22 protein-coding genes are annotated in these 25,400 nt (G+C 67.5%); 7 read left to right on the top strand and 15 right to left on the bottom strand.

Features of this window, described 5'->3' with window-relative positions; genetic code table 11:
• Window positions 1-69: 69 nt before the first annotated feature.
• Window positions 70-327 carry a 50S ribosomal protein L27 gene (gene rpmA / locus ACIOU8_RS00825; protein WP_028501603.1) on the bottom strand — a complete coding sequence of 86 codons (258 nt, stop codon included), beginning with the start codon at window positions 325-327 and terminating at the stop codon, window positions 70-72.
• A gap of 18 nt (window positions 328-345) precedes the next feature.
• Window positions 346-654, bottom strand: a complete 309-nt coding sequence (rplU, locus tag ACIOU8_RS00820) for a 50S ribosomal protein L21 (RefSeq protein ID WP_072591411.1) — start codon at window positions 652-654, stop codon at window positions 346-348.
• Between the two features lie 211 nt (window positions 655-865).
• On the opposite strand from rplU, the gene ACIOU8_RS00815 reads away from it, so the two are divergent.
• A complete protein-coding gene (locus ACIOU8_RS00815; RefSeq protein ID WP_400784926.1) occupies window positions 866-1,132 on the top strand; it encodes a DUF4031 domain-containing protein in 267 nt (88 codons plus the stop codon).
• On the opposite strand, the gene ACIOU8_RS00810 is transcribed toward ACIOU8_RS00815, so the two are convergent.
• Window positions 1,097-3,631: an Rne/Rng family ribonuclease gene (locus ACIOU8_RS00810; protein ID WP_400784925.1), complete on the bottom strand. Its 2,535-nt coding sequence runs from the start codon at window positions 3,629-3,631 to the stop codon at window positions 1,097-1,099. The genes ACIOU8_RS00815 and ACIOU8_RS00810 overlap by 36 nt on opposite strands.
• Window positions 3,632-3,912: 281 nt before the next feature.
• On the opposite strand from ACIOU8_RS00810, the gene ACIOU8_RS00805 reads away from it, so the two are divergent.
• Window positions 3,913-4,530, top strand: coding sequence for a vitamin K epoxide reductase family protein (locus ACIOU8_RS00805; protein ID WP_400784924.1), 618 nt, complete (start codon window positions 3,913-3,915; stop codon window positions 4,528-4,530).
• A gap of 67 nt (window positions 4,531-4,597) precedes the next feature.
• Here ACIOU8_RS00805 and ndk read toward each other — a convergent pair whose 3' ends face one another.
• Genes ndk through ileS form a run of 4 tightly spaced genes read right to left on the bottom strand, consistent with a single transcriptional unit; the run spans window position 4,598 to window position 10,155 of the window.
• Window positions 4,598-5,014 (bottom strand): nucleoside-diphosphate kinase, encoded by a 417-nt coding sequence (gene ndk / locus ACIOU8_RS00800; protein ID WP_042537730.1) that lies wholly within the window; start codon window positions 5,012-5,014, stop codon window positions 4,598-4,600.
• Window position 5,015: 1 nt separating this feature from the next.
• Window positions 5,016-5,429, bottom strand: a complete 414-nt coding sequence (locus tag ACIOU8_RS00795) for a DUF4233 domain-containing protein (protein ID WP_400784923.1) — start codon at window positions 5,427-5,429, stop codon at window positions 5,016-5,018.
• On the bottom strand, window positions 5,426-6,778 hold the full coding sequence (locus ACIOU8_RS00790) for a bifunctional folylpolyglutamate synthase/dihydrofolate synthase (protein WP_400784922.1): 1,353 nt from the start codon (window positions 6,776-6,778) through the stop codon (window positions 5,426-5,428). The genes ACIOU8_RS00795 and ACIOU8_RS00790 overlap by 4 nt, the downstream gene beginning before the upstream one ends.
• Window positions 6,775-10,155, bottom strand: coding sequence for an isoleucine--tRNA ligase (gene ileS / locus ACIOU8_RS00785; RefSeq protein ID WP_400784921.1), 3,381 nt, complete (start codon window positions 10,153-10,155; stop codon window positions 6,775-6,777). Before ileS ends, ACIOU8_RS00790 begins: the two co-directional genes overlap by 4 nt.
• Before the next feature lie 409 nt (window positions 10,156-10,564).
• Between ileS and ACIOU8_RS00780 the strand changes: the two genes are divergently transcribed.
• Complete coding sequence (locus ACIOU8_RS00780; RefSeq protein ID WP_400784920.1) at window positions 10,565-11,215, top strand: pentapeptide repeat-containing protein; 651 nt, start codon at window positions 10,565-10,567, stop codon at window positions 11,213-11,215.
• Here the strand turns inward: ACIOU8_RS00780 and ACIOU8_RS00775 are convergent.
• From ACIOU8_RS00775 to ACIOU8_RS00760, 4 genes are all read right to left on the bottom strand, one after another.
• Complete coding sequence (locus ACIOU8_RS00775) at window positions 11,205-12,713, bottom strand: ATP-binding cassette domain-containing protein (RefSeq protein ID WP_400784919.1); 1,509 nt, start codon at window positions 12,711-12,713, stop codon at window positions 11,205-11,207. The two genes, ACIOU8_RS00780 and ACIOU8_RS00775, sit on opposite strands and share 11 nt — an antisense overlap.
• Window positions 12,710-13,522 (bottom strand): ABC transporter permease, encoded by an 813-nt coding sequence (locus ACIOU8_RS00770; RefSeq protein WP_400784918.1) that lies wholly within the window; start codon window positions 13,520-13,522, stop codon window positions 12,710-12,712. The genes ACIOU8_RS00775 and ACIOU8_RS00770 overlap by 4 nt, the downstream gene beginning before the upstream one ends.
• Window positions 13,519-14,460, bottom strand: coding sequence for an ABC transporter permease (locus ACIOU8_RS00765; RefSeq protein WP_400784917.1), 942 nt, complete (start codon window positions 14,458-14,460; stop codon window positions 13,519-13,521). The genes ACIOU8_RS00770 and ACIOU8_RS00765 overlap by 4 nt, the downstream gene beginning before the upstream one ends.
• 102 nt (window positions 14,461-14,562) lie before the next feature.
• Window positions 14,563-16,173: an ABC transporter substrate-binding protein gene (locus ACIOU8_RS00760; RefSeq protein ID WP_400784916.1), complete on the bottom strand. Its 1,611-nt coding sequence runs from the start codon at window positions 16,171-16,173 to the stop codon at window positions 14,563-14,565.
• 179 nt (window positions 16,174-16,352) lie between these two features.
• On the opposite strand from ACIOU8_RS00760, the gene valS reads away from it, so the two are divergent.
• Window positions 16,353-18,947 carry a valine--tRNA ligase gene (valS, locus tag ACIOU8_RS00755; protein ID WP_400784915.1) on the top strand — a complete coding sequence of 865 codons (2,595 nt, stop codon included), beginning with the start codon at window positions 16,353-16,355 and terminating at the stop codon, window positions 18,945-18,947.
• Entirely contained in the window at window positions 18,947-19,162 is a 216-nt protein-coding gene (locus ACIOU8_RS00750) for a hypothetical protein (RefSeq protein ID WP_400784914.1), read from the top strand. The genes valS and ACIOU8_RS00750 overlap by 1 nt, the downstream gene beginning before the upstream one ends.
• A gap of 66 nt (window positions 19,163-19,228) precedes the next feature.
• Here ACIOU8_RS00750 and ACIOU8_RS00745 read toward each other — a convergent pair whose 3' ends face one another.
• The 4 genes from ACIOU8_RS00745 to tdh all read right to left on the bottom strand — a co-directional run bounded on the left by ACIOU8_RS00745 (window position 19,229) and on the right by tdh (window position 22,354).
• Window positions 19,229-19,447, bottom strand: a complete 219-nt coding sequence (locus ACIOU8_RS00745) for a hypothetical protein (protein WP_400784913.1) — start codon at window positions 19,445-19,447, stop codon at window positions 19,229-19,231.
• Complete coding sequence (locus ACIOU8_RS00740) at window positions 19,444-20,058, bottom strand: ArsR/SmtB family transcription factor (protein ID WP_400784912.1); 615 nt, start codon at window positions 20,056-20,058, stop codon at window positions 19,444-19,446. The genes ACIOU8_RS00745 and ACIOU8_RS00740 overlap by 4 nt, the downstream gene beginning before the upstream one ends.
• A gap of 74 nt (window positions 20,059-20,132) precedes the next feature.
• Window positions 20,133-21,311 (bottom strand): glycine C-acetyltransferase, encoded by a 1,179-nt coding sequence (locus tag ACIOU8_RS00735; protein ID WP_400784911.1) that lies wholly within the window; start codon window positions 21,309-21,311, stop codon window positions 20,133-20,135.
• Window positions 21,311-22,354 carry an L-threonine 3-dehydrogenase gene (tdh, locus tag ACIOU8_RS00730; RefSeq protein ID WP_400784910.1) on the bottom strand — a complete coding sequence of 348 codons (1,044 nt, stop codon included), beginning with the start codon at window positions 22,352-22,354 and terminating at the stop codon, window positions 21,311-21,313. Before tdh ends, ACIOU8_RS00735 begins: the two co-directional genes overlap by 1 nt.
• Before the next feature lie 81 nt (window positions 22,355-22,435).
• Between tdh and ACIOU8_RS00725 the strand changes: the two genes are divergently transcribed.
• Window positions 22,436-23,344 (top strand): LysR family transcriptional regulator, encoded by a 909-nt coding sequence (locus ACIOU8_RS00725; protein ID WP_400784909.1) that lies wholly within the window; start codon window positions 22,436-22,438, stop codon window positions 23,342-23,344.
• The gene (locus ACIOU8_RS00720) at window positions 23,341-25,392 is read left to right on the top strand and encodes a M3 family metallopeptidase (protein WP_400784908.1); all 2,052 of its coding nucleotides are present in this window, start codon (window positions 23,341-23,343) and stop codon (window positions 25,390-25,392) included. Before ACIOU8_RS00725 ends, ACIOU8_RS00720 begins: the two co-directional genes overlap by 4 nt.
• Window positions 25,393-25,400: the final 8 nt, after the last annotated feature.

Raw genomic sequence — 25,400 nt, 5'->3', positions numbered from 1 at the left:
GGCCTGAGAACGCAAATTCGGGACGGGCCGAAGCCCGCCCCGAATCGCATGACTACTGTCGTGCTGTGATCACTCAGCAGCGGCGACGATGTTGACGACCTTGCGGCCGCCCTTCGCGCCGAACTGCACCGCACCGGCGGCCAGAGCGAACAGCGTGTCGTCGCCACCGCGGCCGACGTTCACGCCGGGGTGGAAGTGCGTGCCGCGCTGGCGGACGATGATCTCGCCGGCGAGAACCTGCTGTCCACCGAAGCGCTTGACGCCAAGTCGCTGAGCGTTGGAGTCACGACCGTTGCGGGTGGAGCTTGCGCCCTTTTTATGTGCCATGTCCTGGTCTCCTCGGTCTTACTTGATGCCGGTGATCTTGACGCGCGTGAGCTCCTGACGGTGGCCCTGGCGCTTCTTGTAGCCGGTCTTGTTCTTGTACTTCTGGATGATGATCTTGGGGCCGCGGAGGTTGCCGATGACCTCTGCCGTGACCTTGACCTTCGCCAGCGAGTCAGCGTCGGTGGTCACCGAGGCGCCGTCGACGAGCAGCACTGCGGCCAGCTCGATCTTCTCGCCCTGGGCAGCCTTGACACGGTCGAGCTGAACGATCGTGCCGACCTCGACCTTCTCCTGCCGCCCACCGGCGCGCACTACTGCGTAAACCACTTCATACCTGTTTCGTTGGGGAGCTCACGGCTCCGATATCTCACGGGAAGACTGTTGCTTGCATGCATCGCGGGGCGACGGGCACGAACGCAAGACTCTCCGCTTCGACCGACCAGGACGACGCGGCATACGCACCAAGGGACTACTTTACCGGATGCAGGACACTGTGGCAAAACGCGCCGCGTGGTGTGTCCGGTCATAGGCTGGAGGAATGACCGTTCTCGTCGACGACCCCGTATGGCCCGCGCACGGGCGCCTGTGGGCTCATCTCGTCAGCGATGACAACCTGCAGGAGCTGCACGCCTTCGCGAGGTCGCACGACGTTCCTGCGCGCGCCTTCGACCTCGACCACTACGACGTCCCGGAAGAGCTCATCCCCCGGCTCCTCGCCGCCGGCGCGCAGCATGTCGGCGGCAAGGAGCTGGTCAGACGATTGATCGCCTCAGGACTGCGAATCCCCGCCCGCGACCGGCGCTGACGGCTCTGAGTTCACGGAGATGGGAGTGCCGGTGAGGGCGGCGGTCGAGACACGGCGACGACCGCGTCCCTGACCCGGGGCCTTCGGCTCGGGAAGAGCATCGAGCACGGAATCGAGCAGCGCCTCGGCCGGAGACTTGGGCGACTTGCGGTCGGATCCGCGCTTCTTGCGGGGCTTCTTGGCTCGCTCCTGCGCGGCAGGGGCTTCTTCCGTCGTCTCCGCGGCGGGAGCGCCGGCCTCGGTCGGCTCGTCGGCACTCGGAGCGCGCGTCGAGGCCGCGATCTGCGCGAGCGCCGACTTCGCGCCCTCGGGGATGCTGTGCGTCGTCACCGCGGCGGGAGCCGGGTTCTGCGACTGGCCGTTGCCGCCGCGCTGGCGACGGTTGGACTGCGAGTTGCCGTTGCCATTGCCGTTGCTGCTGGAGCGGTGCTTGACGACCGGGTCGTGGTGAACGATGACGCCACGACCGGCGCACACGTCGCAGGCCTCGCTGAACGTCTCGAGCAGGCCGAGTCCGAGCTTCTTGCGGGTCATCTGGACGAGGCCCAGCGATGTGACCTCGGCGACCTGGTGCTTCGTCCGGTCACGGCTGAGGCACTCGATCAGGCGGCGCAGCACGAGGTCACGGTTCGATTCGAGCACCATGTCGATGAAGTCGACCACGATGATGCCACCGATGTCGCGCAGGCGAAGCTGACGGACGATCTCCTCCGCGGCCTCGAGGTTGTTCTTGGTGACCGTCTCCTCGAGGTTTCCGCCCGAGCCGACGAACTTGCCGGTGTTGACGTCGACGACCGTCATGGCCTCGGTGCGGTCGATGACCAGTGAGCCACCCGACGGCAGCCAGACCTTGCGGTCGAGCGCCTTCTCGATCTGCTCCGTGATGCGGAACGCGTCGAAGGGATCGCTCTCGTCCTCGTACGACTCGACGCGCTCGAGCAGGTCGGGTGCGACGCTCTCGAGGTAGGCGCGGATCGTGCGCTGGGCATCCTCGCCCTGGATCAGCATCTTCGTGAAGTCCTCGTTGAAGACGTCGCGGACGATCTTGACGAGGAGGTCGGGCTCGGCATGCAGCAGCGCCGGCGCCTGCTGGCTCTCGACCTGCTTGCGGATGTGCTCCCACTGGCTGGTCAGCCGCTGGACGTCACGCGTGAGCTGATCTTCGGTGGCGCCTTCGGCCGCCGTGCGGACGATCACGCCGGAGGATTCGGGGAGCACCTCCTTGAGGATGCGCTTCAGACGCGTGCGCTCGTTGTCGGGCAGCTTGCGGCTGATGCCGTTCATCGAACCGCCCGGAACGTACACGAGGTAGCGGCCGGGGAGCGAGATCTGGCTGGTCAGACGAGCACCCTTGTGGCCGATCGGATCCTTGGTGACCTGCACCAGGACACGGTCGCCCGCCTTGAGGGCGAGCTCGATGCGACGCGGCTGGTTGCCGGTCTCGACGCCGTCCCAGTCGACCTCGCCGGAGTAGAGCACGGCGTTGCGGCCGCGGCCGATGTCGACGAACGCGGCTTCCATGCTCGGCAGCACGTTCTGCACGCGGCCGAGGTAGACATTGCCGATCAGCGACGCATCCTGGTTGCGCGCGACGTAGTGCTCGACGAGCACCCCGTCTTCGAGCACACCGATCTGCGTCCGGCCGTTCTTTGAACGGACGACCATCTTGCGGTCGACCGATTCACGACGCGCAAGGAACTCGGCTTCGGTGACGACCGGACGCCGGCGACCGGCATCCCGTCCGTCGCGACGACGCTGCTTCTTGGCCTCCAGGCGCGTGGATCCCTTGATCGCTTTGGGCTCGGTGATGTACTCGACGACGCGCTGGCGAGGCTGGCGCGGTTCGTCGCGCTGTTCACGCGGCTCGCGCTGCTCACGCGGCTCGGCATCGTCTGAACCACCACGACGGCGGCGGCCACGGCGGCCGGTCGGCTCCTCCGGCTCTCGCTCGGCGATGCGGTCGAACACGCGCTCGCGACCTGGACGAGCAGGAAGGGGCAGCACCTCGGGTGCGTAGAAGTGCAGCTGCGTCGAGACCTGCGAGACGAAGACCTCAGGCAGCAACCCGAGCGACACAGCGGTGAGGGGCTTGGGGGCTTCGGGCTTGTCCGCAGCAGGCTCGGCCACGGCTTCTTCGGATGAGGCCTCGGCTGCAGGAGCCTCCTTGGCAGGAGCGTCGGCTGCAGGAGCCTCCTCGGCAGGCGCATCCTCGGCGGGAGCGTCCTGGGCGGGAGCCTCCTCGGCGGGAGCGTCAGCTGCAGGAGCCTCCTCGGCGGGAGCGTCCGCGGAAGGCGTATCGCCGGCAGGAGCTTCCGCTGCGGGGTCCTCCGAAGGAGCCGACTCCGTGGGGGCGATCTCAGCGGTCGAACCCGCGCCGTCCTCAGGAGCGTCGGACGTGCTGTCGACCTCCGGAGCGTCGGCGGCTACCTCTGCGGGTGCATCAGCAGCCGCAGAGAAGTCGAGGGTAGGGGCGTCGTGGTCATTGTTGTCATCGGCCATCTCTGGCTTGCTCCTCGCGCGGACACTTCGTGTTCCGCTAACTCTCATGCGGCACCCGCAGGTGCCGCGAACTCATTCGGTGTGCGACCGGCTCATGGCTCTGATCACGAGGGGCATACGGCCCCGAAGTCTGCGTCGATGCCCACCGCGACAGGGTCGAGCGATGCATCACAGGCCATTATCGCACCAAGTGCGCCGGTTCGCGGCATCGTCGGGGCTCCGAGTCGTTTTCTCCGGCGCGCTCACGCCCGATCCATAGCGATCGCTGAGAGAATCCACACATGAGCGAGCAGCGCACCCGCCCCGTCGTCTATGCCGTGTGGTTGATCATCGCGAGCGTCATCGGCTGGTTCGCCGCTTTCCAGCTCACGGTCGAGAAATTCGTGCTTCTCGAGAACCCGACCGATGCCTTGGCCTGCGATGTGAGCCCGTTCATCCAGTGCAGCAAGAACCTCGGCTCGTGGCAGGGCGAGATCTTCGGCTTCCCCAACCCGCTGCTCGGGCTGACCGGCTGGATGGCTCCGCTGGTCATCGGCGTCGCGATCCTGGCCGGGGCGCGCTTCCCCCGCTGGTTCTGGGCCGCGTTCGGCGCCGGCATCACGTTCGCGTTCGGGCTCGTGTGCTGGCTGATCGGTCAGAGCCTGTATGCGTCGAACCTCGGCGTGCTGTGCCCCTGGTGCATGGTGACCTGGGCCGTGACGATCCCGACGTTCTTCGCGACGATGCTGCATCTCACTCGCAACGGCACGTTCACGAAGAACGAGAAAGCCAGAGATCGCGCCGACAAGCTCATGGTCTGGGTTCCGCTGGCGACCATTCTCGCCTACGCCGTCATCATCGTGATGGCTCAGCTGCAGGGTCTCGACTTCCTCGGTGAGATGGCACGCATCATCTTCTGATCCGATCGGCCGACGACGAAGCCCGCCGCACGAGATCGTGCGGCGGGCTTCGTCGTGAGCTGATCGGTCAGTCGAACCAGATGCCGAGCTCGCGTGCGGCCGACTCTGGGCTGTCCGAGCCGTGCACGAGGTTCTGCTGCACCTTGAGGCCCCAGTCGCGGCCGAAGTCGCCACGGATCGTGCCGGGTGCGGCCGTGGTGGGGTCGGTCGTGCCGGCGAGCGAGCGGAAGCCCTCGATGACGCGGTTGCCTGCGAGGCGGATCGCGACGGACGGGCCCGAGAGCATGAACTCGAGGAGCGGCTCGTAGAACGGCTTGCCCTCGTGCTCGGCATAGTGCTCGGCGAGCAGATCTCGGTCGGGCTCGACCAGGCGGATGTCGACGAGGGAGTATCCCTTCGCTTCGATGCGCGCCAGGATCGTGCCGGTGAGGCCGCGGGCGACACCGTCGGGCTTTACGAGGACGAGGGTTTCTTCGGTGGCCATGTCATTCACTCTCTGTCTGAGTCTCAGTCGTGGGCCCGTCAGGACGTCGTGCGTCCAATCGAGCCCCCATGATCGTCGCATATCCCCACATGCCGCCGAAAACCACGACGACGAGCAGGATCGCGGGCACCAGGATAGCCGCCAGCGCGATGATGACCTGCAGGATCCACCCTGCCGTGATCGCCCAGGGCTTCGTGATCATCCCGGCCACGGCGATGCAGGCGAGTCCGACGACGGCGCCGCCGACGATCCCCCACCACTGTGGGATGCCGGCGGGCAGCGTCTTCAGACCGAAGACCGTGAGACCCGCGAGGAAGACGACGATCGACTCGAATCCGAGCACGATCGGCGCCAGCTTCTGCACCAGGGTGCGCGGGGGACGCGGAGGGCGCGCCGACGGGGAGGAGGCGGTCACGCGTGCCACCCGGACTTCCAATCCTCTGCCTCGGAGAGAGCGATCGCCTCTCCAGCGAGCACGACCGACCCGGCGATCACGACGGCTCTGCGATCGGAGGATGCGGCCCACTCCCGTGCGGCATCCGCAGCCTCTGCGAGGGTCGGATGCACGGTCGCTCGCTGTCCGGTCGCCTCGACGAGGTCGGCGATGAGATCTGCGTCGCTCGCTCGGTCGGACTCCGGCGCCGTCGCGAAGACGTGCGCTGCCGCGGGAGCGAGCTGCGCGACGATACCGGCGGCGTCCTTGTCGGCGAGCACACCCAGCACGACGCCCCACTCGTCGAAGTCGAAGCTGTCGTCCATCGCCAGCACGAGCGCTGCGGCGCCGTGCGGGTTGTGCGCAGCATCCACGATCACCGTCGGAGCGATTCCCAGCAGCTGAAGGCGTCCGGGCGAGGTGGCCCCCTGTAGCCCCTCCGAGATGATGTCGGCGGCGATGGGCTGCTCTGCGCCTCCGATCAGCGACTCGACGGCGGCGACCGCGAGGGCCGCGTTGTGTCCCTGGTGAGCACCGTACTGCGGCAGGTACTCCTCGACATACGAGCCGGCGAGTCCACGGATGGTCAGCAGCTGCCCTCCGACGGCGAGCTTCTGGTCGGCGAGCCCGAACTCCTCACCCTCGAACGCGATCGTGGCGTTCTTCTCAGCGGCGACGCGCCGCAGCACTTCGGCGGCCGCCGCGGGCTGCTGCGCCGAGACGACAGCCGCCCCCTCCTTGATGATGCCGGCCTTGACCTTCGCGATCTCGGTGATCGTACCGCCGAGACGATCTGCATGGTCGATGTCGATGGGGGCGAACACCGCCACATCGCCGTCCGCCGTGTTGGTCGAGTCCCACTCGCCTCCCATGCCGACCTCGAGCACGAGCACGTCGACAGGAGCATCGGCCACGGCCACGAAGGCGAGCACGGTGAGCAGCTCGAAGAACGTGAGCGGCTCCTCGCCCGCGGCCTCCAACTCGGCGTCGACGATCTCGACGAAGGGTTCGATCTCGTTCCAGGCGTCTACCACCGCGGCATCGTCGATCGGCTCGCCGTCGATCATGATGCGCTCGGTGAAGCGCTCCAGGTGCGGGCTGGTGAAGAGGCCCGTACGCAGACCGTGGGCGCGGAGCAGCGTCTCGATCATCCGAGCGGTCGACGTCTTCCCGTTCGTGCCCGTGATGTGCACGACGCGATAGGTGCGCTGCGGGTCATCGAGGTACGTGAGGATGCGCGCGGTGCGCTCCTTGCGCGGCTGCACCCAGCGCTCCCCCGCGCGGCTCAGCAGCTTGTCGTAGACGGCGTCGGCCTTGTCACGTGAGCTCATGCGGTGGCCTCCTCGATGTTCGTGTCGATCGTGACGATGATCGGGCGCTTGTCAGCTCCGAGCGCCGTCGCGCCGCTGCGGAACACGCCGTCGCCGGGGCTCGTCACCTGGTGCACCAGCGTGGCCATCTCGTCGGTCGCGTGCACAGCGAAACCGACGGCGAGGGTCTCCCCTGCGATCAGCTGCGCGTGAGTCTGCAGTGCGTCGGCATCCGCAGGGCTGACGTTGAGCGCCAGAACGATACGGTCGCTCACATCGAGATCAGCGTTCTTGCGCGCCTCCTGAACGACGCGGATCGCGTCACGCGCGAGGCCCTCGGCTTCGAGCTCCGGAGTGGTCCGCGTGTCGAGCAGCACGACGCCACCCGTCGGCACGAGGGCGAGAGCCTCACCCTCCGGACGACCGGTGGTCTCGAGTGCGAGCTCGTACTCCGACGGCTCGAGAGCGATACCGCCCGCGGTGACGACGCCGTCGCTCTCCGACCAGTCACCCGCCTTCGCGGCCTTGATCACGGTCTGCACGTTCTTGCCGAGACGCGGGCCCGCGGCGCGCGCGTTGACGCTGAGCCGATGGCTGATTCCGCAGTCCACAGCGGTCGTCTCCGACTGCGGGACGAGCTCGACCGTCTTGACGTTGAGCTCCTCGCGGAGGATCTCCTCGAACTGGCCGAGCGTCCCTGCCAACGGCGAGACGACCGTGAGGCGAGCAAGGGGCAACCGCACGCGGAGCTTCTCCTTCTTGCGCAGCGCGTTTCCGACGCTCGACAGCTCGCGGACGGCATCCATGGCATCGCGGATCTCGTCGGCGGCGGGGAACGCGGTGTCGTCGGGCCAGTCCTGCAGGTGCACGCTGCGTCCGCCCGTCAGGCCCTGCCAGACGCGCTCGCTGACCAACGGCACGAGCGGGGCCGCGACACGGGTCAGGGTCTCGAGCACGGTGTAGAGCGTGTCGAAGGCGTCGGCGTTCGACCCCTCCCAGAACCGGTCGCGCGAGCGGCGGATGTACCAGTTGGTGAGCACCTCGGCGAAGTCGCGCAGACGGGCGGATGCCGTCGTGGAGTCGAGCCCCTCGAGGTCTGCCCGCACGTCGCGCACGAGGTCGCCGAGCCGGGCCAGGATGTAGCGGTCGAGCACATCGGTCGAGTCCGTGCGCCAGGTCGCCTCGTACCCACCCGGCTTGGCCGCGTTCGCATACGTCGCGAAGAAGTACCACGAGTTCCACAGCGGGAGCAGGAACTCGCGGACGCCCGAACGGATGCCCTCTTCGGTGACGGCGAGGTTGCCGCCGCGGAGCACCGAGCTCGACATGAGGAACCAGCGCATCGCGTCGGAGCCGTCACGGTCGAGCACCTCGGAGACATCCGGGTAGTTGCGCAGCGACTTCGACATCTTGTAGCCGTCGTTGCCGAGGACGATGCCGTGGCAGCTGACTCCGGTGAACGCCGGCCGGTCGAAGAGCGCCGTCGACAGCACGTGCATGACGTAGAACCAGCCGCGCGTCTGCCCGATGTACTCGACGATGAAGTCCGCGGGTGCGTGCGTGTCGAACCACTCCTGGTTCTCGAACGGGTAGTGCACCTGCGCATACGGCATCGAACCGGAGTCGAACCACACGTCGAAGACGTCTTCGATGCGGCGCATCGTGCTCTTGCCGGTGGGGTCGTCGGGGTTCGGGCGCGTGAGGTCGTCGATGTAGGGACGATGCAGGTCGATCTCGCCCTCGGGATTGCGTGGCAGCGTGCCGAAGTCGCGCTCCATCTCCTCGAGCGAGCCGTATGCGTCGACGCGCGGGTACTCCGGGTCGTCGCTCTTCCAGATCGGGATGGGCGAGCCCCAGTAGCGGTTGCGGCTGATCGACCAGTCGCGCGCGCCCTCGAGCCACTTGCCGAACTGGCCGTGCTTCACGTTCTCGGGCACCCAGGTGATCTGCTCGTTGTTCGCGAGCAGGTCGTCCTTGATGTCGGTGACGCGGATGAACCAGCTCGACACGGCCTTGTAGATCAGGGGGTTCCGGCAACGCCAGCAGTGCGGGTACGAGTGCACGTAGCTCTGCTCCCGCAGCAGACGTCCCTCGGCGCGGAGCAGACGGATGAGCGGCGTGTTGGCGTCCATCCAGAGCTGGCCGGCGACGTCGGTGACGTTCGGCAGGAAGCGTCCGCCGTCGTCGAGAGAGAGGATCGTCGGGATGCCGGCGGCACCAGCCACCCGCTGGTCGTCCTCACCGTAGGCGGGTGCCTGGTGGACGATGCCGGTGCCGTCGCTGACCGTGACGTAGTCGTCGACGAGGATGCGCCAGGCGTTCTCGGTGCCGTAGGCCTCGGTGTCGGCGTAGTAGTCGAAGAGGCGGTCGTACGTGACGTCCGCGAGGTCAGCGCCTCGCACCGTCGCGTCGACTGCGGCGAGCGCCTCGTCGAGGCTCTCGTAGCCGAGGTCCTTGACGTAGCCGCCGAGCAGCTCGCGTGCGAGGAGGTAGCGGTGCGAGGAGGCCTCGACAGCGGCATCCGTCGTTCCCGCGATCTGGTGCACGTCCGCCGCTCCGCCGGGACCGGCCGGGAGCACGACGTACTCGATGTCGGGTCCTACGGCGAGCGCGAGGTTGGTGGGGAGGGTCCACGGCGTGGTGGTCCAGGCGAGCGCCCGCACCGCAGTGAGTCCGAGAGCTTCGGCCTTGGCTCCGGTCAGGGGGAAGGTGACCGTGACAGACGGGTCCTGCCGGTTCTGGTAGACGTCGTCGTCCATGCGCAGCTCATGCGCCGACAGCGGGGTCTCATCGCGCCAGCAGTACGGCAGCACACGGTATCCCTCGTAGGCGAGGCCCTTGTCGAACAGGGTCTTGAACGCCCAGAGCACGCTCTCCATGTAGCCCAGGTCGAGCGTCTTGTAGCCGCGCTCGAAATCGACCCAGCGAGCCTGACGCGTGACGTAGTCCTGCCACTCGTGCGTGTACTTCAGCACCGAGTCCTTCGCCTTCGCGTTGAAGACGTCGATGCCCATCTCCTCGATCTGGCTCTTCTCGGTGATGCCGAGCTGCTTCATCGCCTCGAGTTCGGCCGGCAGGCCGTGCGTGTCCCAGCCGAAGACCCGGTCGACCTTCTTGCCGATCATGGTCTGGAAGCGCGGGAACACATCCTTGGCGTACCCGGTGAGCAGGTGCCCGTAGTGCGGCAGCCCGTTGGCGAACGGCGGGCCGTCGTAGAAGACCCACTCATCGTTGCCCTCGCGCTGCTCGATCGAGGCGCGGAAGGTCTGATCGGTCTCCCAGAAGTCGAGCACCTCGCGCTCGATCTGGGGGAACCGAGGGCTCGGGGCGACGCTCTGGGCTGCTGAGCTCGTCGATGCATCGGCGGCGGGGCCGAAGGAGGAACGCGGGTAGGTCATGTCGTCTCGCAGGAGTCGTGGCGGATGCTGCTGCGAGGACGATCCCTCCGGATTGTCGTCCCGGGGAACCGCGGTACCACCTCGCGTGCCGCGCCTCACGGCGAAGCCACTCTCACTGCGGCTGTGACGGGCCTGCCCCGCTCGGTTCTACTTACCCCCGCCTGCACTGAGCCTGCCGAAGTGTTCTTCCGAGAGCTCCCCGGTGATGTCCGGATCGATGCTCGTGCCTCCATTGTACGCGCGGCTGCAGGTGCTCGCCCGCGACATCCGTGAGCGCTCCCGAAGTCCGAATACGCTTCCGCAGTCCGTTCTCGGCGGATTCGGACTTGCGAAGTGCACATGGACTTCGGAAGCGCACGCGAACAACAAGAAGCGGGCGTCTGTCACACCCACCGCCTACCCTCGAAACATGGTCCGCTCCCCCGCATCCCCCGTGGCTCCCCGCGTCTCTCCTCCCGACCTTCCGCGGGAGTTCACGCCGGCCGCAGCACACCGCAGCGCCGATCTGATCGCAGCGGCCCTCGATCTCGACGGCACGGTCGACCTCGCCTACGCCTCACTCGAGCAGTGCACGGTCGCCGCCGACGCCGACACGGTCGATCTGACCGGTGCGACGCTCATCGACGTCGACCTCACCGGGGTCCGGATCGCGTCACTCAAGATGCGGGATGCGAGCCTTCGCCGCGTGCGCATCAGCGGGGGCCGCATCGGCACGCTCGATCTGAGCAGCGCTCGCATCGACGAGCTCATGCTCAGCGACGTGCGGATCGACTATCTCAATCTCGGCGCGGCGAAAGCCACTGACGTCGAGATCCGCGACTGCAGCATCCGCACCCTCGATATGCCTCAGGCCGAGCTGACTCGGATCCGCATCGCGGGCACTCGGTCTGACGAGGTCGACACCAGAGCGATGCGCGCCACGCACGTCGATCTCCGCGGGCTCGACGCGTCGGCGTTCCTCGATGCGAACAGCCTCCGAGGCACCACGCTCACCGAGTTTCAGGTGCAGCAGCTCGCGCCGCTGCTCGCCGCGGGGATCGGCATCCAGGTCACGGACTGACGGGGCGGTTCGCTTCGAGCAGCTCCCGGGTGAACGGATGCTGTGGCGCGGCGAACACGTCGATGACCGCTCCCTGCTCGACGATCACGCCATCCTGCATCACGAGCACCTCGTCGGCGACCGCGCCGACGACATCGAGGTCGTGCGACACGAAGATCATCGTGAGGTCCCGTTCGCGCTGGAGGCGCAGCAGCAGCTGCAGCACCTTCTCGCGTACCGAAGGATCCAGCGCCGACACCGGCTCGTCGAGAACCAGCACCTCGGGGTCGGCGGCGAGCGCCCGCGCGATCGCCGCCCGCTGACGTTGCCCGCCGGACAGGGCGATGGGTCTGCGGCTCGCGAGCAAGGGATCGAGATCGACCTCGGAAAGAAGTTCCGCGACTCGAGCCGCTCGGTGCTGACGAGGCACGCCCCCGGCGGCGAGCGCCTCTCGCAGCGATCTCCCGATCGTCCACCGTGGATCGAAGGCGCCGAGAGGGTTCTGATGCACGAGCTGCACCCGGTGCTGTCCGATCCACCGCAGGCCACCGTCATCCGCACGCTCGACCCCGACGATCATGCGGGCGAGCGTCGTCTTGCCGGATCCCGATTCACCGACGATGCCGAGTGTGCGTCCGGCGGCCACGGCGAACGACGCGTCCTGCACTGCCGCGAGATCGCCGAAAGCCTTCGTGACGCCGGTGACGACGAGCAGCGGCTCGGCCGCTCCTTCATGCTCTGCCCGCGGCTCGTGGATCGTGGCGGCGATGAGCTGCCGGGTGTAGTCATGCTGCGGATGCTCGAGCACCTCATCGACAGGCCCGGACTCGACCACGATGCCGTTGCGCATCACGAGCACCCGATCCGCGATCCTGCGCACGGCCGCGAAGTCATGACTGATGAACACGACGGCGGTGCCCGCGTCGGCGATGTCGCGCAGGAGCCCGAGGATCCGCGCCTGCACGGTGGCATCGAGGGCGGTGGTCGGCTCGTCGGCGACGAGGACTGCGGGATCTGCCGCGATGGCCGAGGCGATCAGCGCCCTCTGCCTGAGCCCCCCGGAGAGCTGATGCGGATACTGGCGTGCCCGCCGAGCGGCGTCCGGCATCCAGACGCGGCGCAGCAGGTCCTGCACCCGTTCGCGCAGCGCGGCCCGACCCGATACGAGCCCGTGCAGACGAAGCGGCTCGGCGATCTCCGACCCCACGCGCTGCAGCGGGTCGAGAGACACCAGTGCGTCCTGCGACACGAGCCCGATGCGGGCACCGCGCAGCGACCGCCACCCACGCTCTCCGAGACGGGCGGTGTTCGTGCCGTCGACGACGAGTCGATCGACGGCGACGCGCGCGCCCTGTGGAGCGAGCCCCAGCAGGGCCCTCGCCGTGAGGGTCTTGCCTGCTCCGGATTCTCCGACGATCGCCACGCACTCCCCTCGTGCGACCGACAACGACACACCGTCGACCACAGGCGTCCCCCCGAAGTCGATGCGCAGACCCTCGAGTTCCAGCGCGGCGGTCACGGTGTCAGCCCCTCTGCTCTGGCTCGAAGCACACGACCGACGATCGTCGCCGAGATGACGGTGACCGTGATCGCGATGCCGGGGAAGACGGCGATCCACCAGGCCTGACCGAGCACGTTGCGCCCGCCCGCGAGCATCAGCCCCCATTCGGGCGTCGGCTCCGAAGGCCCGAGACCGAGGAAGCTGAGTCCGGCCGCGGCGAGGATGCTCGATCCGATGCCGATCGTCGCCAGGACGCTGAGCGACCCGAGCACACCGGGCACGACGTGCCTCACGAACGCCGGCACCGGGCGCACCCCGAGGATGCGGGCGGCCTCTACATGCTCTGCGCCGCGCAGCGTGCGCGTCTGCACGCGGGCGAGGCGGATGTAGACGGGCACCGCCGCGAGTGTGACGGCGATCGCGATGTTCACAGGGCCGGGCCCCAGCACCGCCACCACCACGAGGGCGACGAGGAACTCGGGAAAAGCCATCAGCACGTCATTCACCCGCATGAGCGCGGCGTCGACACCGCGAGGAGCGAGCCCGGCCAGAGACCCGATGAGGAGTCCGACCGCGAGGGCGATGCCGGTGGCGAGCAATCCGATGCCGATCGAGCGCCCGGCTCCATGGACCACCCGCGAGAAGACATCGCGTCCGCTCTGGTCGGTGCCGAAGAGGTGGTCTGCGCTCGGCGGCAGCAGCGAAGCCCGCACGTCGGTCTGCAGAGGGTCGTGTGTGGCGAGCGCCCCGGGGAACACCGCGGCGAAGGCGAGCACGAGAAGCACCGCAGTGGCGCACCACAGCAGCACGATCTGCGCCCGCTTCACCGGACGCCCCCTCGGTCGATGCGCAGACGAGGATCGATGAGCGGATGCAGCAGCTCGACCACGAGATTCACGACCACGAAGACGATAGCGCTGAGCAGGATGATGCCGGTGATGACGGGCAGATCGCGATTGCTGATGGCGGCGAGAGTCACCCGACCGAGGCCCGCCCTGGCGAACACCGTCTCGACGAGGACCGCTCCTCCGAGCACGGATCCGGTCAGATAAGCGGCGAGAGTCACCGCATTGGCCGCACCATGCCTGAGGCCGTGCCGCAGAGTGAACCACGACGGGCTCGCGCCCCGCGCTCGCACGGTCTCGGCGAACGGCATCCGCTCAGCCTGGGCGAGACCGTCGCGCAGCACCTGGCTGAGCAGAGCGGCCACCGGCAGCGCGAGCGTGATCGCCGGCAGCACGATCGTCGCGGGGTTGCGTGCACCCGACACCGGGAACCAGCCGAGACCGAACGCGAACACGCTGAGGAGGATCAGGCCGATCCAGAAGACGGGTGAGGAGAGGATGACGAGTTCGACAGCCGCAGCGACGGTGCGCCCCGCGCGTCCTCGCACGAGCAGCGCGACGGCCAGGGCGAGCACCACGGCCATGATCAACGCCAGCGCGGAGAGCTGCAGGGTGGAACCCAACTGTCTGCCGATGACCTCGGCCACCGGCATCCGCAGCTGATACGACTCGCCGAGGTCTCCGCGCGCGAGCTGCCCGACGAACGTCACGTACTGCTCGAGCGGAGGACGATCGAGCCCCAGTTCCGCGCGGATGCCGTCTTTGACCTCATCGCTCACCTGCGCCTGCGGTCCGAGCATGACGGAGACCGGATCGCCCGGAATCACCCGGAACGCGAGGAACACCAGCGTCGCAGCACCCCAGAGGACGATGACGACGGATGCCGCGAGTCCGGCGACCCGCGCGAGCGCTGTCTTCACCGTTGACGCCCTCTCGACGGATTCTGAGCGCCCCTCGGCTCGCGGCGCGCGCTCACGAAGATATCGCAGTGCGCGAGCGAGGGGCGCTCGATGATTCGAGTGTCAGCCGACGCTCACGTCGTAGAACAGCGGACGGCCGTAGAGGTCGTAGGTGAGACCGTCCACGCGCTCTCCGACGGCCGTGATCGCCGACGGGCTGTAGAGCGGGACGATCGCGGTGTAGTCGGCGTTCCACTCCTGCAGCTGGGTGTAGATCTCGTTGCGCTGATCCTGATCGTTCGAGGCGACCGCCTGCTCGAGCAGCGCGTCGATCTCGGGGTCCGTGACCTGCGAGGCGTTCTGGAACCCCTCGGTGTGCAGGTGGGCACGGAGGAAGTCGGGGTCGACACCGGAGAAACCCCAGTCGGTCAGGTCGAAGGTCTTCGGCTCGTACTGCTCGTTGTAGGCGCCGGGCTCGAGCGTCTCCCTGACGACCTCGAAGCCGATGGTCTTGAGATCCGACTGGATGGCGTTGGCGAGAGCCGCACGATCGTCGGGAACCGGGGTCCACGCGATCCAGCGCGCAGAGAGGCGCTCGCCGTCCTTCATGCGGATGCCGTCAGAACCGCGCTCGGTCCATCCGGCCTCGTCGAGGAGGGTGTTCGCCGCGTCCGCGTCGAACGGTCGGGCTCCCTCGAGCGAGGCGTCATACCCGGGAGTCGTGGAGCCGAGCACGCTCCAGGCGCGGGGGAACTGACCGAAGAAGATCTCCTCGACGGCCGCGTCCACATCGATGCCCCGCGCGAACGCCTGGCGCACCTTCTCGTCGGCGAAGACGCCGAACTTCTCGTTGAGGTACAGCGAGTACGGCAGGCCCGGGTACTCGATCGAATCCACGGTGATGCCGTCGCCGAGGTCACCCGCGAGGTTCGGCGGGATGTTGCTCGCGAGGTCGGCCTCACCGCTCTCGATGACCCCCGTGCGCACGGACGCCTCGGGCTGGATCTCGACGCGCAGTGTCTCGACCTTCGGAGCCTTCTCTCCGTGCGGCCCCCAGGCGTAGTCGTCGTTGCGGGTGTAGACGATCTCCTGATCGGGTGTGTACTCGGTCAGTTCGAACGGCCCGGTTCCGACGGTGACCCCTGGGCCGCCCGCCTTGAGCTGATCGGCGGACTCCTCCAGAGCGGCCGGCGAGTAGAAGCCGAGCTGCGGCGTGCTCGTCGCCTGGAGGAACGGCGCGTACGGCTGCGTGAAGCTCACCTTCACCGTGTACTCGTCGACGACCTCGGTGCCCTCGTAGAAGTCGGCCCCCATCATGCTGGCGGCTTGGGCGGACTCCGTCTCAGGATCGACGATGCGATCGAAGTTCGCCTTGACGGCCTCGGCGTCGAACGGCTCGCCATCGGTGAAGGTGACGTCATCACGCAAGACGAAGGTGTACTCGGTGCTGTCGTCGGACACTTTCCATTCCTTGGCCAGCCAGGGAGAGAACGAGCCGTCATCCTCCTGGAACACCAGGGAGTCGAGCACCGCGCGCTGCACCATGCCCGAGACGTCCAGCTGGCTCACCTGCGGATCCATGTGGCCCGCCGAGAGGTTCGCACCCTCGATCGACCAGACGAGTTCACCGCCGTCGGACTCGGATGAGGGCGCAGCACAGGAGCTGAGCAGGAGTGCGCTCACGGCGACGGTCGCGCCGAGCGGGATCGCGCGGCGCAGGAAGGAGATAGGCATGCTGTTCCTCGGGAGGGAATGCGGGAGATGACGCGGATGCATCAGTTCTTGGACTCGATCCAATTCTAGATCCTCCGCGGCGAGCGGGCGCCGACGAGGAGGGCGATTAGACTGTGGGACACAATCCACACTCAGGCACGCTCACACAGTGCCGCATACATCGCTCGAGGAGAACCTTCATGTCCGCAATTCCCGACAAGCCCGTACTCGAAGGTCTCGAAGCGAAGTGGGGTGAGACCTGGTCTGCACAGGGCACGTACCTGTTCGACCGCATCCGCGCCGCAGAGTCGGGCCGCGACGGCGTCTACTCGATCGACACTCCCCCGCCGACCGCGTCCGGCAGCCTGCACATCGGTCACGTGTTCTCGTACACGCACACCGACGTCAAGGCGCGCTTCGAGCGCATGCGCGGCAAGAACGTGTTCTACCCGATGGGCTGGGACGACAACGGCCTTCCCACCGAGCGTCGGGTGCAGAACTACTACGGCGTGCGCTGCGACCCGACGCTTCCGTACCAGACCGACTTCACGCCGCCGTTCGAGGGCGGCGACAACAAGTCGAGCCGCGCCGCCGACCAGGTGCCCATCAGCCGTCGCAACTTCATCGAGCTGTGCGAACGTCTGACGATCGAAGACGAGAAGCAGTTCGAGGCACTGTTCCGCCAGCTCGGCCTCTCGGTCGACTGGACCCAGACGTACCGCACGATCTCCGACGACACGATCCGTCAGAGCCAGCTCGCCTTCCTGCGCAACCTCGAGCGTGGCGAGGCCTATCAGTCGCTCGCGCCGACGCTGTGGGACATCGACTTCCGATCGGCGATCGCGCAGGCGGAGCTCGAGGATCGCGACCAGCAGGCCGCGTATCACACCATCGATTTCCCGTTCGCAGACGGATCCGGCTCGATCACGATCGAGACCACCCGCCCCGAGCTGCTGCCGGCGTGCATCGCGATCGTGACCCACCCGGAGGGCCCTCACAAGCACCTGATCGGCACCAAGGTGCGCACGCCCTTCTTCGGTGCCGAGATCGAGATCCACGGTCACCACCTCGCACAGCCCGACAAGGGCACGGGAGCCGCGATGGTCTGCACCTTCGGCGACGTGACCGACATCATCTGGTGGCGCGAACTGCGCACGGCCGCGGGCGACCACCTCCCGAACATGACGACCATCGGTCTCGACGGTCGTTTCCTCCCCACCGCCCCGTCGATCGTGGCCGCCACCGAGGCCATCGACTGGTACGAAGCGGAGCTCGCCGGCAAGACGGTGTTCTCGGCCCGTAAGGCGATCGCCGAGAAGCTGCAGGAGACCGGCGACATGACGGCCGTCGGCAAGCCGTTCAACCACGCGGTGAAGTTCTTCGAGAAGGGCGACCGCCCGCTCGAGATCGTCTCGACCCGCCAGTGGTACATCCGCAACGGCGCACGTGACGCCAAACTGCGCGACGAGCTGCTCGAGCGCGGCACGCAGCTGGCCTGGCACCCCGACTTCATGCGTGTTCGCTACGAGAACTGGGTCGGCGGCCTGACCGGCGACTGGCTCGTGTCACGCCAGCGCTTCTTCGGCGTGCCGATCCCGCTCTGGTACGGACTCGACGAGAACGGCGAGCGCGACTACGACCGGGTGATCGCTCCCGACCACGCGAACCTTCCCATCGACCCGACGACCGACGTCCCCGCTGGTTACAGCGAGGATCAGCGTGGCGTTGCCGGCGGCTTCGAGGCCGAGGCCGACATCCTCGACACCTGGGCCACCTCGTCGCTCACTCCGCAGCTCGCCGGCGGATGGCAGCGCGACGAGGAGCTGTGGCAGCTCACAGCCCCGTTCGATCTGCGCCCCCAGGGGCAGGACATCATCCGCACCTGGCTCTTCTCGACCATGCTGCGCTCGACACTCGAAGACGCGCGCTCGCCGTGGCGCAACGCCGCGATCTCGGGCTTCATCGTCGACCCCGACCGCAAGAAGATGTCGAAGTCCAAGGGCAACGTGGTGACGCCGGCCGACATCCTCGAGACCCACGGATCGGATGCGGTGCGCTACTGGGCCGCCTCGAGTCGCCTGGGAATGGATGCCGCCTTCGACCCGCAGAACCCGACGCAGGTCAAGATCGGTCGCCGACTGGCGATCAAGGTGCTCAACGCCGCGAAGTTCGTGCTGTCGTTCCCGGTGCCCGAGGGCGCGCAGGTCACCCATGCGCTCGACGCCTCGATGCTGACCGCTCTCGATTCCGTGGTCGTGGAGGCGACGAAGGCGTTCGAGAACTACGACCAGGCCAAGGCGCTCGAAGTGACCGAGGCGTTCTTCTGGACGTTCTGCGACGACTACCTCGAGCTCGTCAAAGAGCGTGCCTACAACCAGAACGATGTGGGCCAGGCGTCGGCCGCTCTCGCGCTGCGACTCGCTCTCTCGACCCTGCTGCGTCTGCTCGCCCCGATCCTGTCTTTCGCGACCGAAGAGGTGTGGTCGTGGTTCGAGGAGGGCTCCGTGCACACCGCCTCCTGGCCGGAGCCGCTCGGCATCGAGGGCGACCCCGCGGTGCTGACCGTGGCCAGCGAGGCTCTGATCAGCATCCGTCGCGCGAAGACCGAGGCGAAGGCATCGCAGAAGACCCCGGTCGCGAGCGCCATGATCACGGCTCCGGCAGAGAAGTACGAGGCGCTGCGGGCAGCCGCTGCGGACCTTTCGGCCGTCGGGCGCATCGCAGAGCTGGGACTCGCCGTAGGAGACGAGTTCGCGGTCACTGCGATCGAGCTCGCACCGGTCGAGGGCGCCTGATGCAGCTGGGCACACGGTGGGCCACGGGCTCCGAGCCGCCGGCATCCGTTCCCGCTTCGCACCGGCCGGCGATCGCCGAGGTCGAGTCGCGCGGCCTCTCCGGACACTGGACGCTCACGTGGCTCGAGGGCCGCGCGATCGCAGAGCTCGATGCGGGCTGGGAGGTCGTGCAGACCGCGTCCGGTGACGTGATCGCCCGACCCTTCCAGGACTGAACGCTCGCCGATGACGAAGCCCCCTGTCCGCATCGGCGGCAGGGGGCTTCGTCGCGCCCGAGACGGTCAGCGCCGCGGGAGTCCGAGCTGCGCGAGCATGTGGTCGACCGCGTGGGGATCCTGGCGCCTGGCCTGCTGCTCGCGCAGCAGATCGAGCGCGAGCGTCCGCGTGCGGGCCCGTCGCTCGATCCGATGCTCGACCAGGGCTCTCAGCAGGTCAGCGAGACCGAGAAGCCTGCGCTCGACCTGCGTCGGGGCGACGAGACGGATGGTCGCGCTGGTCATGATCCCTCCGCACCGGCATCGGGAAGCACCGGTCCCGACGCGACGAGGTCGAAGAGCTCGGTGCGCATCGACACGCGCCTCACGTCCGGGCCGGTCTGACCGCGATAGCGCTCGACCGCTCCGTCGATGACGGCCATGAGCTCGTCTTTGAGATCCTCCATCTGCGCGGGGGTCATCTCGAGAAGCGTCGTGGCGATCAGTCCCGCGTCCTTCCACCCCTCGGGAACCTCGGTGTCCGGACGATTCACGTAGGCCATCAGGGTCTCGTGACGCAGGCGGAAGAACTCCGACGAGACGATCTGCGCCGCGGCACGGTTTGCCGGCGACATGCTCTGGCTCGGACCGGGGATGTCGATGCGCCCTTGCGGCAGCTCCCACCAGCGCTCTCGCGCCGTGCCGCGTCCCTCGACCTCGTGGATCAGGTCGTGCGCCGAGAGCGTGCGCAGGTGATAGCTGGTCGAACCCGAGGTCTCCCCCAGCATCGAGGCGAGCGAGCTCGCCGTCTGCGGCCCGTGAGCGCTGAGCAGATCGAAGATCCGCACACGCAACGGGTGGGCGAGGGCTTTGAGCGCCCCGGAGTCGAGCCGTCGCAACTGCTGTTCTTCTTGCATGCCTGCGACGATACTCTTGCAAAGAGTTCTTTGCAAGCAAAGTTTTGCAAATACCTCTTTGCAAATGTGGCGTGTCAGCCTACGGTGGCCCGCGCGGTGACAAAAGCCGCCACGCACCGTTCGATCTGCTCAGTCGTATGCGCGGCCGACAGTTGCACTCGGATCCGCGCCAGCCCTCGGGGGACCACCGGGAAGCTGAACGCCGTGACGTAGATCCCCTGCGCCTGCATCTCGGACGCGATGCGAGCAGTGAGGCTGGCGTCGCCGAACATGACAGGAACGATCGGGTGCTCCCCCGGCAGCAGATCGAAGCCCTCCTTCGTCATCTGTTCACGGAACAGGGCGGCGTTGTCTCGCAGGCGCGCACGAAGGTCAGCCGACCCCTCGACGAGGTCGAGTGCGGTGAGAGTGCCTGCCACGATGGCCGGGGCGAGCGTGTTGGAGAACAGATAAGGGCGTGAGCGCTGACGCAGCAGCGCGACGATGTCGGCGTGCGAGGCGACGTAGCCGCCGGACGCCCCTCCGAGCGCCTTGCCGAAGGTCCCGGTGTAGATATCGACACGGTCCGCGACGCCGCAGAGCTCCGGCGTGCCCCGTCCGTTCTCGCCGATGAAGCCCACCGCATGAGAATCGTCCACGAAGACGAGCGCGTCATAGCGCTCTGCGAGGTCGCAGATCTCGGCGAGCGGTGCGATGTAGCCATCCATCGAGAAGACGCCGTCGGTGACGATCACCCGGAAGCGCGCATCGGACGCCGCCTGCAGCTGCGCCTCGAGGTCCGCCATGTCCCGGTTGCGGTAGCGGAGCCGACGAGCCTTCGAGAGACGGATCCCGTCGATGATCGACGCGTGATTGAGTTCGTCGGAGATGATCGCGTCCGCCGCGCTGAAGAGCGTCTCGAACACTCCTCCGTTCGCGTCGAAACACGACGAGTACAGGATCGAGTCGTCGGTGCCGAGGAACCCGGCGAGCCGTCGCTCCAGCTCCAGGTGCTGCTCCTGCGTGCCGCAGATGAAGCGGACGCTGGCGAGCCCATAGCCCCATTCCTGCAGCGCCCCGGTCGCAGCATCCAGGATCCGTGGGTCGTCCGCGAGGCCGAGATAGTTGTTCGCGCAGAAGTTGAGCACCTCTGCGCCGTCGGCCGTGATCTCGGCGCTCTGCGGTCCGCGGATGCCGCGCTCGTGCTTCGTGAGTCCCGCGGCCTCTATTCCGGCGAGCTCGTCAGCCAGGTGCTCCTGAAATGATCCGTACATCACAGCTCCGTCCAATCGAGGATGATCTTTCCCGTGCCGGCGGACTCGGCCGCGGCGAAGCCCTCTTCCCAATCCCTGGCGGGGATCACATCCGCGATCACCCGTCCGATCGAGTCGCGCAGGGTCGCGCTCGTCTGCAGCATCGCACCCATCGCGTTCCAGGTCTCGAACATCTCACGTCCGTAGATGCCCTTGATCGTCAGCATGTGCGTGACGAGCTTGCCCCAGTCGATCTCGAACCCGGTGCTGGGCAGCCCGAGCATCGCGATCCGGCCGCCGTGGTTCATGTTGTCGATCATCGCCGGGAGAGCCGAGGCCGCTCCGCTCATCTCGAAGCCGATGTCGAATCCCTCGCGCAGACCCAGCGCGTGCTGGGCATCGCGGATCTCGTGGGCTGACACGTCGACGACCTCGTCGGCACCCATCAGACGTGCCATCTCGAGGCGCGGCGCGCTCACGTCCGTCGCCGCGATGAAGCGGGCCCCGGCGTGCCGAGCGACGGCGATCGCCATGAGACCGATCGGGCCGCACCCTGTCACGAGCACATCCTCACCGACGAGCGGGTACATGAGCGCCGTGTGCACGGCGTTGCCGAGCGGATCGAAGATCGCACCGAGCTCAGGCGTGACGTCGGCGTGGTGCACCCAGACGTTCACGGCGGGCAGGGACAGGAACTCGGCGAAGGCTCCATCGCGCTGCAGCCCGAGGCCGATCGTGCGGATGCACATCTGCCGGCGTCCGGCCCGGCAGTTGCGGCACGTGCCGCACACGATGTGCCCCTCGCCCGACACCCGATCGCCGACGGCGATGTCGTGGACGAGAGGCCCGACCTCGACGACCTCGCCGTAGAACTCATGGCCGGGGATGAGCGGGGCGTCGATGGCGGACGCCGCCCAGTCGTCCCAGCGACGGATATGCAGATCGGTGCCGCAGATACCCGTGCGCAGCACGCGGATCACCACCTCGTCGGCCGCCGCGCTGGGTTCGGGACGATCCACGAGCGCGAGCCCGGCTGAGCGTTCGGCTTTGAACAGTGCCTTCATGTGTCGATCTCATCGCACTCGACCATGTAGAACAATCGCCGTATCCTGCATAGATCCTGTAGCGCTCACTAATCTGAGTGAATGGAACTCCATCAGCTGCAGATTCTGAGAGAGCTCGGCGCGCTCGGAAGCGTCACCGCCGTCGCCGAGACGCTCAACGTCACTCCGTCAGCCGTGTCACAGCATCTCGCAGCGCTGCAGCGCAACTTCCGCACGCCGCTCACTCGGAAGGAGGGTCGTCGGCTCACTCTGACAGCGGCCGGACAGGCGCTCGCGGCGGCGGGCGCCGAGGCGATCGATGCGATGGCCGCAGCGCGCAACGCGTTGAACGACTTCGAGAACGACAGCGCCGGTGTGGTCACGATCAGCGGATTCCACAGCGTCGGGCAGGCGCTCTTCGGACCACTGATCCGTGAGCTCGACGACTCCCCCGGGCCGCCGACCGTGAAACTCACCGATGAGGATGTGGCGCAGAGCGAGTTCCCCGCCCTCACTGCCCGATACGACCTCGTGCTCGCGCACCGGATGGAGCACTCGCCGCCCTGGCCGACCGACGGAGTGCGCAGCCTGGCGCTCGTGCGAGAACCACTCGACGTCGCCGTCGCGTCTTCTCACCCTCTCGCCGTACGCGGGCAGGTGACATCCTTCGATGTCATAGACAGCCCCTGGGTCACGAGTCGCATCGGGTACTCGCCCGACGACGTGCTCCGCGCCGTCTCAGCCGTGGCCGGACGCCCCGTCGAGATCCGCCACCGGATCAACGACTACGGTGCGGTCGCGGCCGTCGTCGCGGCGGGCGGGGTGCTGGGGATGCTGCCGCGCTATACGTCCCACACCGTGGACGACCGTGACATCGTCCGGCTCCCACTGCGGGGAGTCAGCACACACCGGATGATCGATGTCCTCGCCAGGCCCGAGAACCTCAGGCGACAGTCCGTGCGCCTCGTCGTCGAGGCCCTGCAGCGGGTCATGGCTAGGCTCAGAGGATGACCGACGTCTCGAACCCGCTGCTGCAGCCGTCCACGCTCCCGTACGGACTCCCCGACTTCGCGGCGATCATGCCCGAGCACTACCTGCCCGCGTTCCAGGCCGCGTTCGACGAACATCTGCAGGAGATCTCGCGGATCACGATGGTGCGCTCCATGCCCACCTTCGAGAACACGATCGAGGCCCTGGAGAGCTCGGGAGAGCTGCTCGACCGCGTCGCCCACACCTTCTACACCGTCTCGTCCGCCGATGCGATGCCCGAGATCCAGGCGATCGACGAGCCGCTCGCTCCCCTCATGGCGGCGCATCAGGATGCCGTCACTCTCGACGGGGCACTGTACTGGCGGGTGCAGCAGGTGCACACGCGCCTTGACGACCTCGAGCTCGACGATGAGCAGCGCTACCTCGTCGAGCGGCACCTTCGCGAGATGACTCACGCGGGTGCGGCCCTCGACGACGAGGCGAAGAGCCGACTCACCGCGCTGAACCAGCAGCTGTCGACCCTGAGCAACACCTTCGAGCGCAACCTGCTCAACGACACGAACGATCTGGCCGTCGTGTTCGATTCCTCCGACGAACTCGCCGGCCTCAGCAGTGGCGAGCTCTCCGCCGCAGCTCGTGCGGCGGCCGATCGAGGCCTCGACGGACAGTTCGTCATCACTCTCCCGCTGTTCACCGGGCATCCCTATCTCGCTCAGCTCCGCGACCGGGAGTCGCGCCACCGCATCATGGCGGCCTCGCGATCACGGGCGTCCCGTCCCCACGCGAACGACAATCGGCCGGTGCTCGCAGAGATCGTCCGCCTGCGCGCCGAGCGCGCAGCGCTGCTGGGCTACCACTCGCATGCCGCGTACATCACCGCAGACGAGACGGCCGGCACCCCTGCCGCCGTAGAGCGGATGCTGCGCGAACTCGCCGCCCCGTCTGCGCGCAACGCCCGCGCAGAGCGCGAGACTCTGCAGGCGATCGTCGACGAGACCGAGGCCGCGCCCTTCACGGTCGAGGCGCACGACTGGGCGTTCTACACCGAGAAGGTGCGCACTGCCCGCTATGCGATCGACACGAACGCGCTGCGTCCGTGGTTCGAGGCCGAACGCGTGCTGCAGGACGGCGTCTTCTTCGCTGCCACGCAGCTCTACGGGGTGACCTTCGCAGAACGGCATGACCTCCACGCCTATCACCCGGGTGCGCGCGTGTTCGAGGTGAGCGATGCAGACGGCAGCGCGGTCGGCCTGTATGTGCTCGACCTCTACACGCGCGACTCGAAGCGCGGTGGCGCGTGGATGAATCCCATCGTCAGCCAGTCGCGCCTGCGCGGCACGCTGCCCGTCGTGGTCAACAACCTCAATGTGCCGCTTCCCGGCGAGGGCGAGCCGACGCTGCTCACTCTCGACGAGGTCACGACGCTGTTCCATGAGTTCGGGCACGCGCTGCACGGCCTCTTCGCCGTCGTCACGTACCCGCATTTCGCCGGCACAAACGTGTTCCGCGACTTCGTGGAGTTCCCGAGTCAGGTCAACGAGATGTGGATCCTCTGGCCCGAGGTTCTCGACAACTACGCGCGTCACCACGAAACCGGCGAACCGCTCGACCCCGCGATCGTCGAGCGCCTTCGCGCCACCGAGACGTTCGATCAGGGGCACGCGACGAGCGAGTACCTCGCTGCGGCATGGCTCGATCAGGCGTGGCACAGCCTCGACACGAAGACCTCCGTCGACGATGTGGCCGAGTTCGAGGCTGCCGCCCTCGCCGACATCGGACTCGACGATCCCGTCGTCCCGACCCGTTACTCGTCGACGTACTTCGCGCACGTCTTCTCAGGCGGATACAGCGCCGGCTACTACTCGTACATCTGGAGCGAAGTGCTCGACGCCGACACCGTCGACTGGTTCCGTGAGAACGGAGGGCTCAGGCGCGACAACGGCGACCGGTTCCGCTCCCGTCTCCTGGGCGTCGGAGGCTCGAAAGACCCACTCGACGCCTACCGCGATTTCCGTGGCCGGGATGCGGAGATCACACCGCTCCTGAAGCGCCGAGGCCTCGAGGCGTGATCAGACCC

This window comes from Microbacterium sp. NPDC087589, assembly GCF_044743635.1.
Taxonomy (GTDB): domain Bacteria; phylum Actinomycetota; class Actinomycetes; order Actinomycetales; family Microbacteriaceae; genus Microbacterium.
Note: the sequence above shows the minus strand (reverse complement) of the source record. Positions and strands in the feature narration are given on the sequence as shown.

What these genes read in the sequence shown, in the direction of transcription:
- rpmA (WP_028501603.1), bottom strand. Translation starts at nt 327, where the DNA reads ATGGCACATAAAAAGGGCGCAAGCTCCACCCGCAACGGTCGTGACTCC.
- ACIOU8_RS00815 (WP_400784926.1), top strand. Translation starts at nt 866, where the DNA reads ATGACCGTTCTCGTCGACGACCCCGTATGGCCCGCGCACGGGCGCCTG.
- ACIOU8_RS00810 (WP_400784925.1), bottom strand. Translation starts at nt 3,631, where the DNA reads ATGGCCGATGACAACAATGACCACGACGCCCCTACCCTCGACTTCTCT.
- ACIOU8_RS00805 (WP_400784924.1), top strand. Translation starts at nt 3,913, where the DNA reads ATGAGCGAGCAGCGCACCCGCCCCGTCGTCTATGCCGTGTGGTTGATC.
- ndk (WP_042537730.1), bottom strand. Translation starts at nt 5,014, where the DNA reads ATGGCCACCGAAGAAACCCTCGTCCTCGTAAAGCCCGACGGTGTCGCC.
- ACIOU8_RS00790 (WP_400784922.1), bottom strand. Translation starts at nt 6,778, where the DNA reads ATGAGCTCACGTGACAAGGCCGACGCCGTCTACGACAAGCTGCTGAGC.
- ileS (WP_400784921.1), bottom strand. Translation starts at nt 10,155, where the DNA reads ATGACCTACCCGCGTTCCTCCTTCGGCCCCGCCGCCGATGCATCGACG.
- ACIOU8_RS00780 (WP_400784920.1), top strand. Translation starts at nt 10,565, where the DNA reads ATGGTCCGCTCCCCCGCATCCCCCGTGGCTCCCCGCGTCTCTCCTCCC.
- ACIOU8_RS00760 (WP_400784916.1), bottom strand. Translation starts at nt 16,173, where the DNA reads ATGCCTATCTCCTTCCTGCGCCGCGCGATCCCGCTCGGCGCGACCGTC.
- valS (WP_400784915.1), top strand. Translation starts at nt 16,353, where the DNA reads ATGTCCGCAATTCCCGACAAGCCCGTACTCGAAGGTCTCGAAGCGAAG.
- ACIOU8_RS00750 (WP_400784914.1), top strand. Translation starts at nt 18,947, where the DNA reads ATGCAGCTGGGCACACGGTGGGCCACGGGCTCCGAGCCGCCGGCATCC.
- ACIOU8_RS00745 (WP_400784913.1), bottom strand. Translation starts at nt 19,447, where the DNA reads ATGACCAGCGCGACCATCCGTCTCGTCGCCCCGACGCAGGTCGAGCGC.
- ACIOU8_RS00740 (WP_400784912.1), bottom strand. Translation starts at nt 20,058, where the DNA reads ATGCAAGAAGAACAGCAGTTGCGACGGCTCGACTCCGGGGCGCTCAAA.
- ACIOU8_RS00735 (WP_400784911.1), bottom strand. Translation starts at nt 21,311, where the DNA reads ATGTACGGATCATTTCAGGAGCACCTGGCTGACGAGCTCGCCGGAATA.
- tdh (WP_400784910.1), bottom strand. Translation starts at nt 22,354, where the DNA reads ATGAAGGCACTGTTCAAAGCCGAACGCTCAGCCGGGCTCGCGCTCGTG.
- ACIOU8_RS00725 (WP_400784909.1), top strand. Translation starts at nt 22,436, where the DNA reads ATGGAACTCCATCAGCTGCAGATTCTGAGAGAGCTCGGCGCGCTCGGA.
- ACIOU8_RS00720 (WP_400784908.1), top strand. Translation starts at nt 23,341, where the DNA reads ATGACCGACGTCTCGAACCCGCTGCTGCAGCCGTCCACGCTCCCGTAC.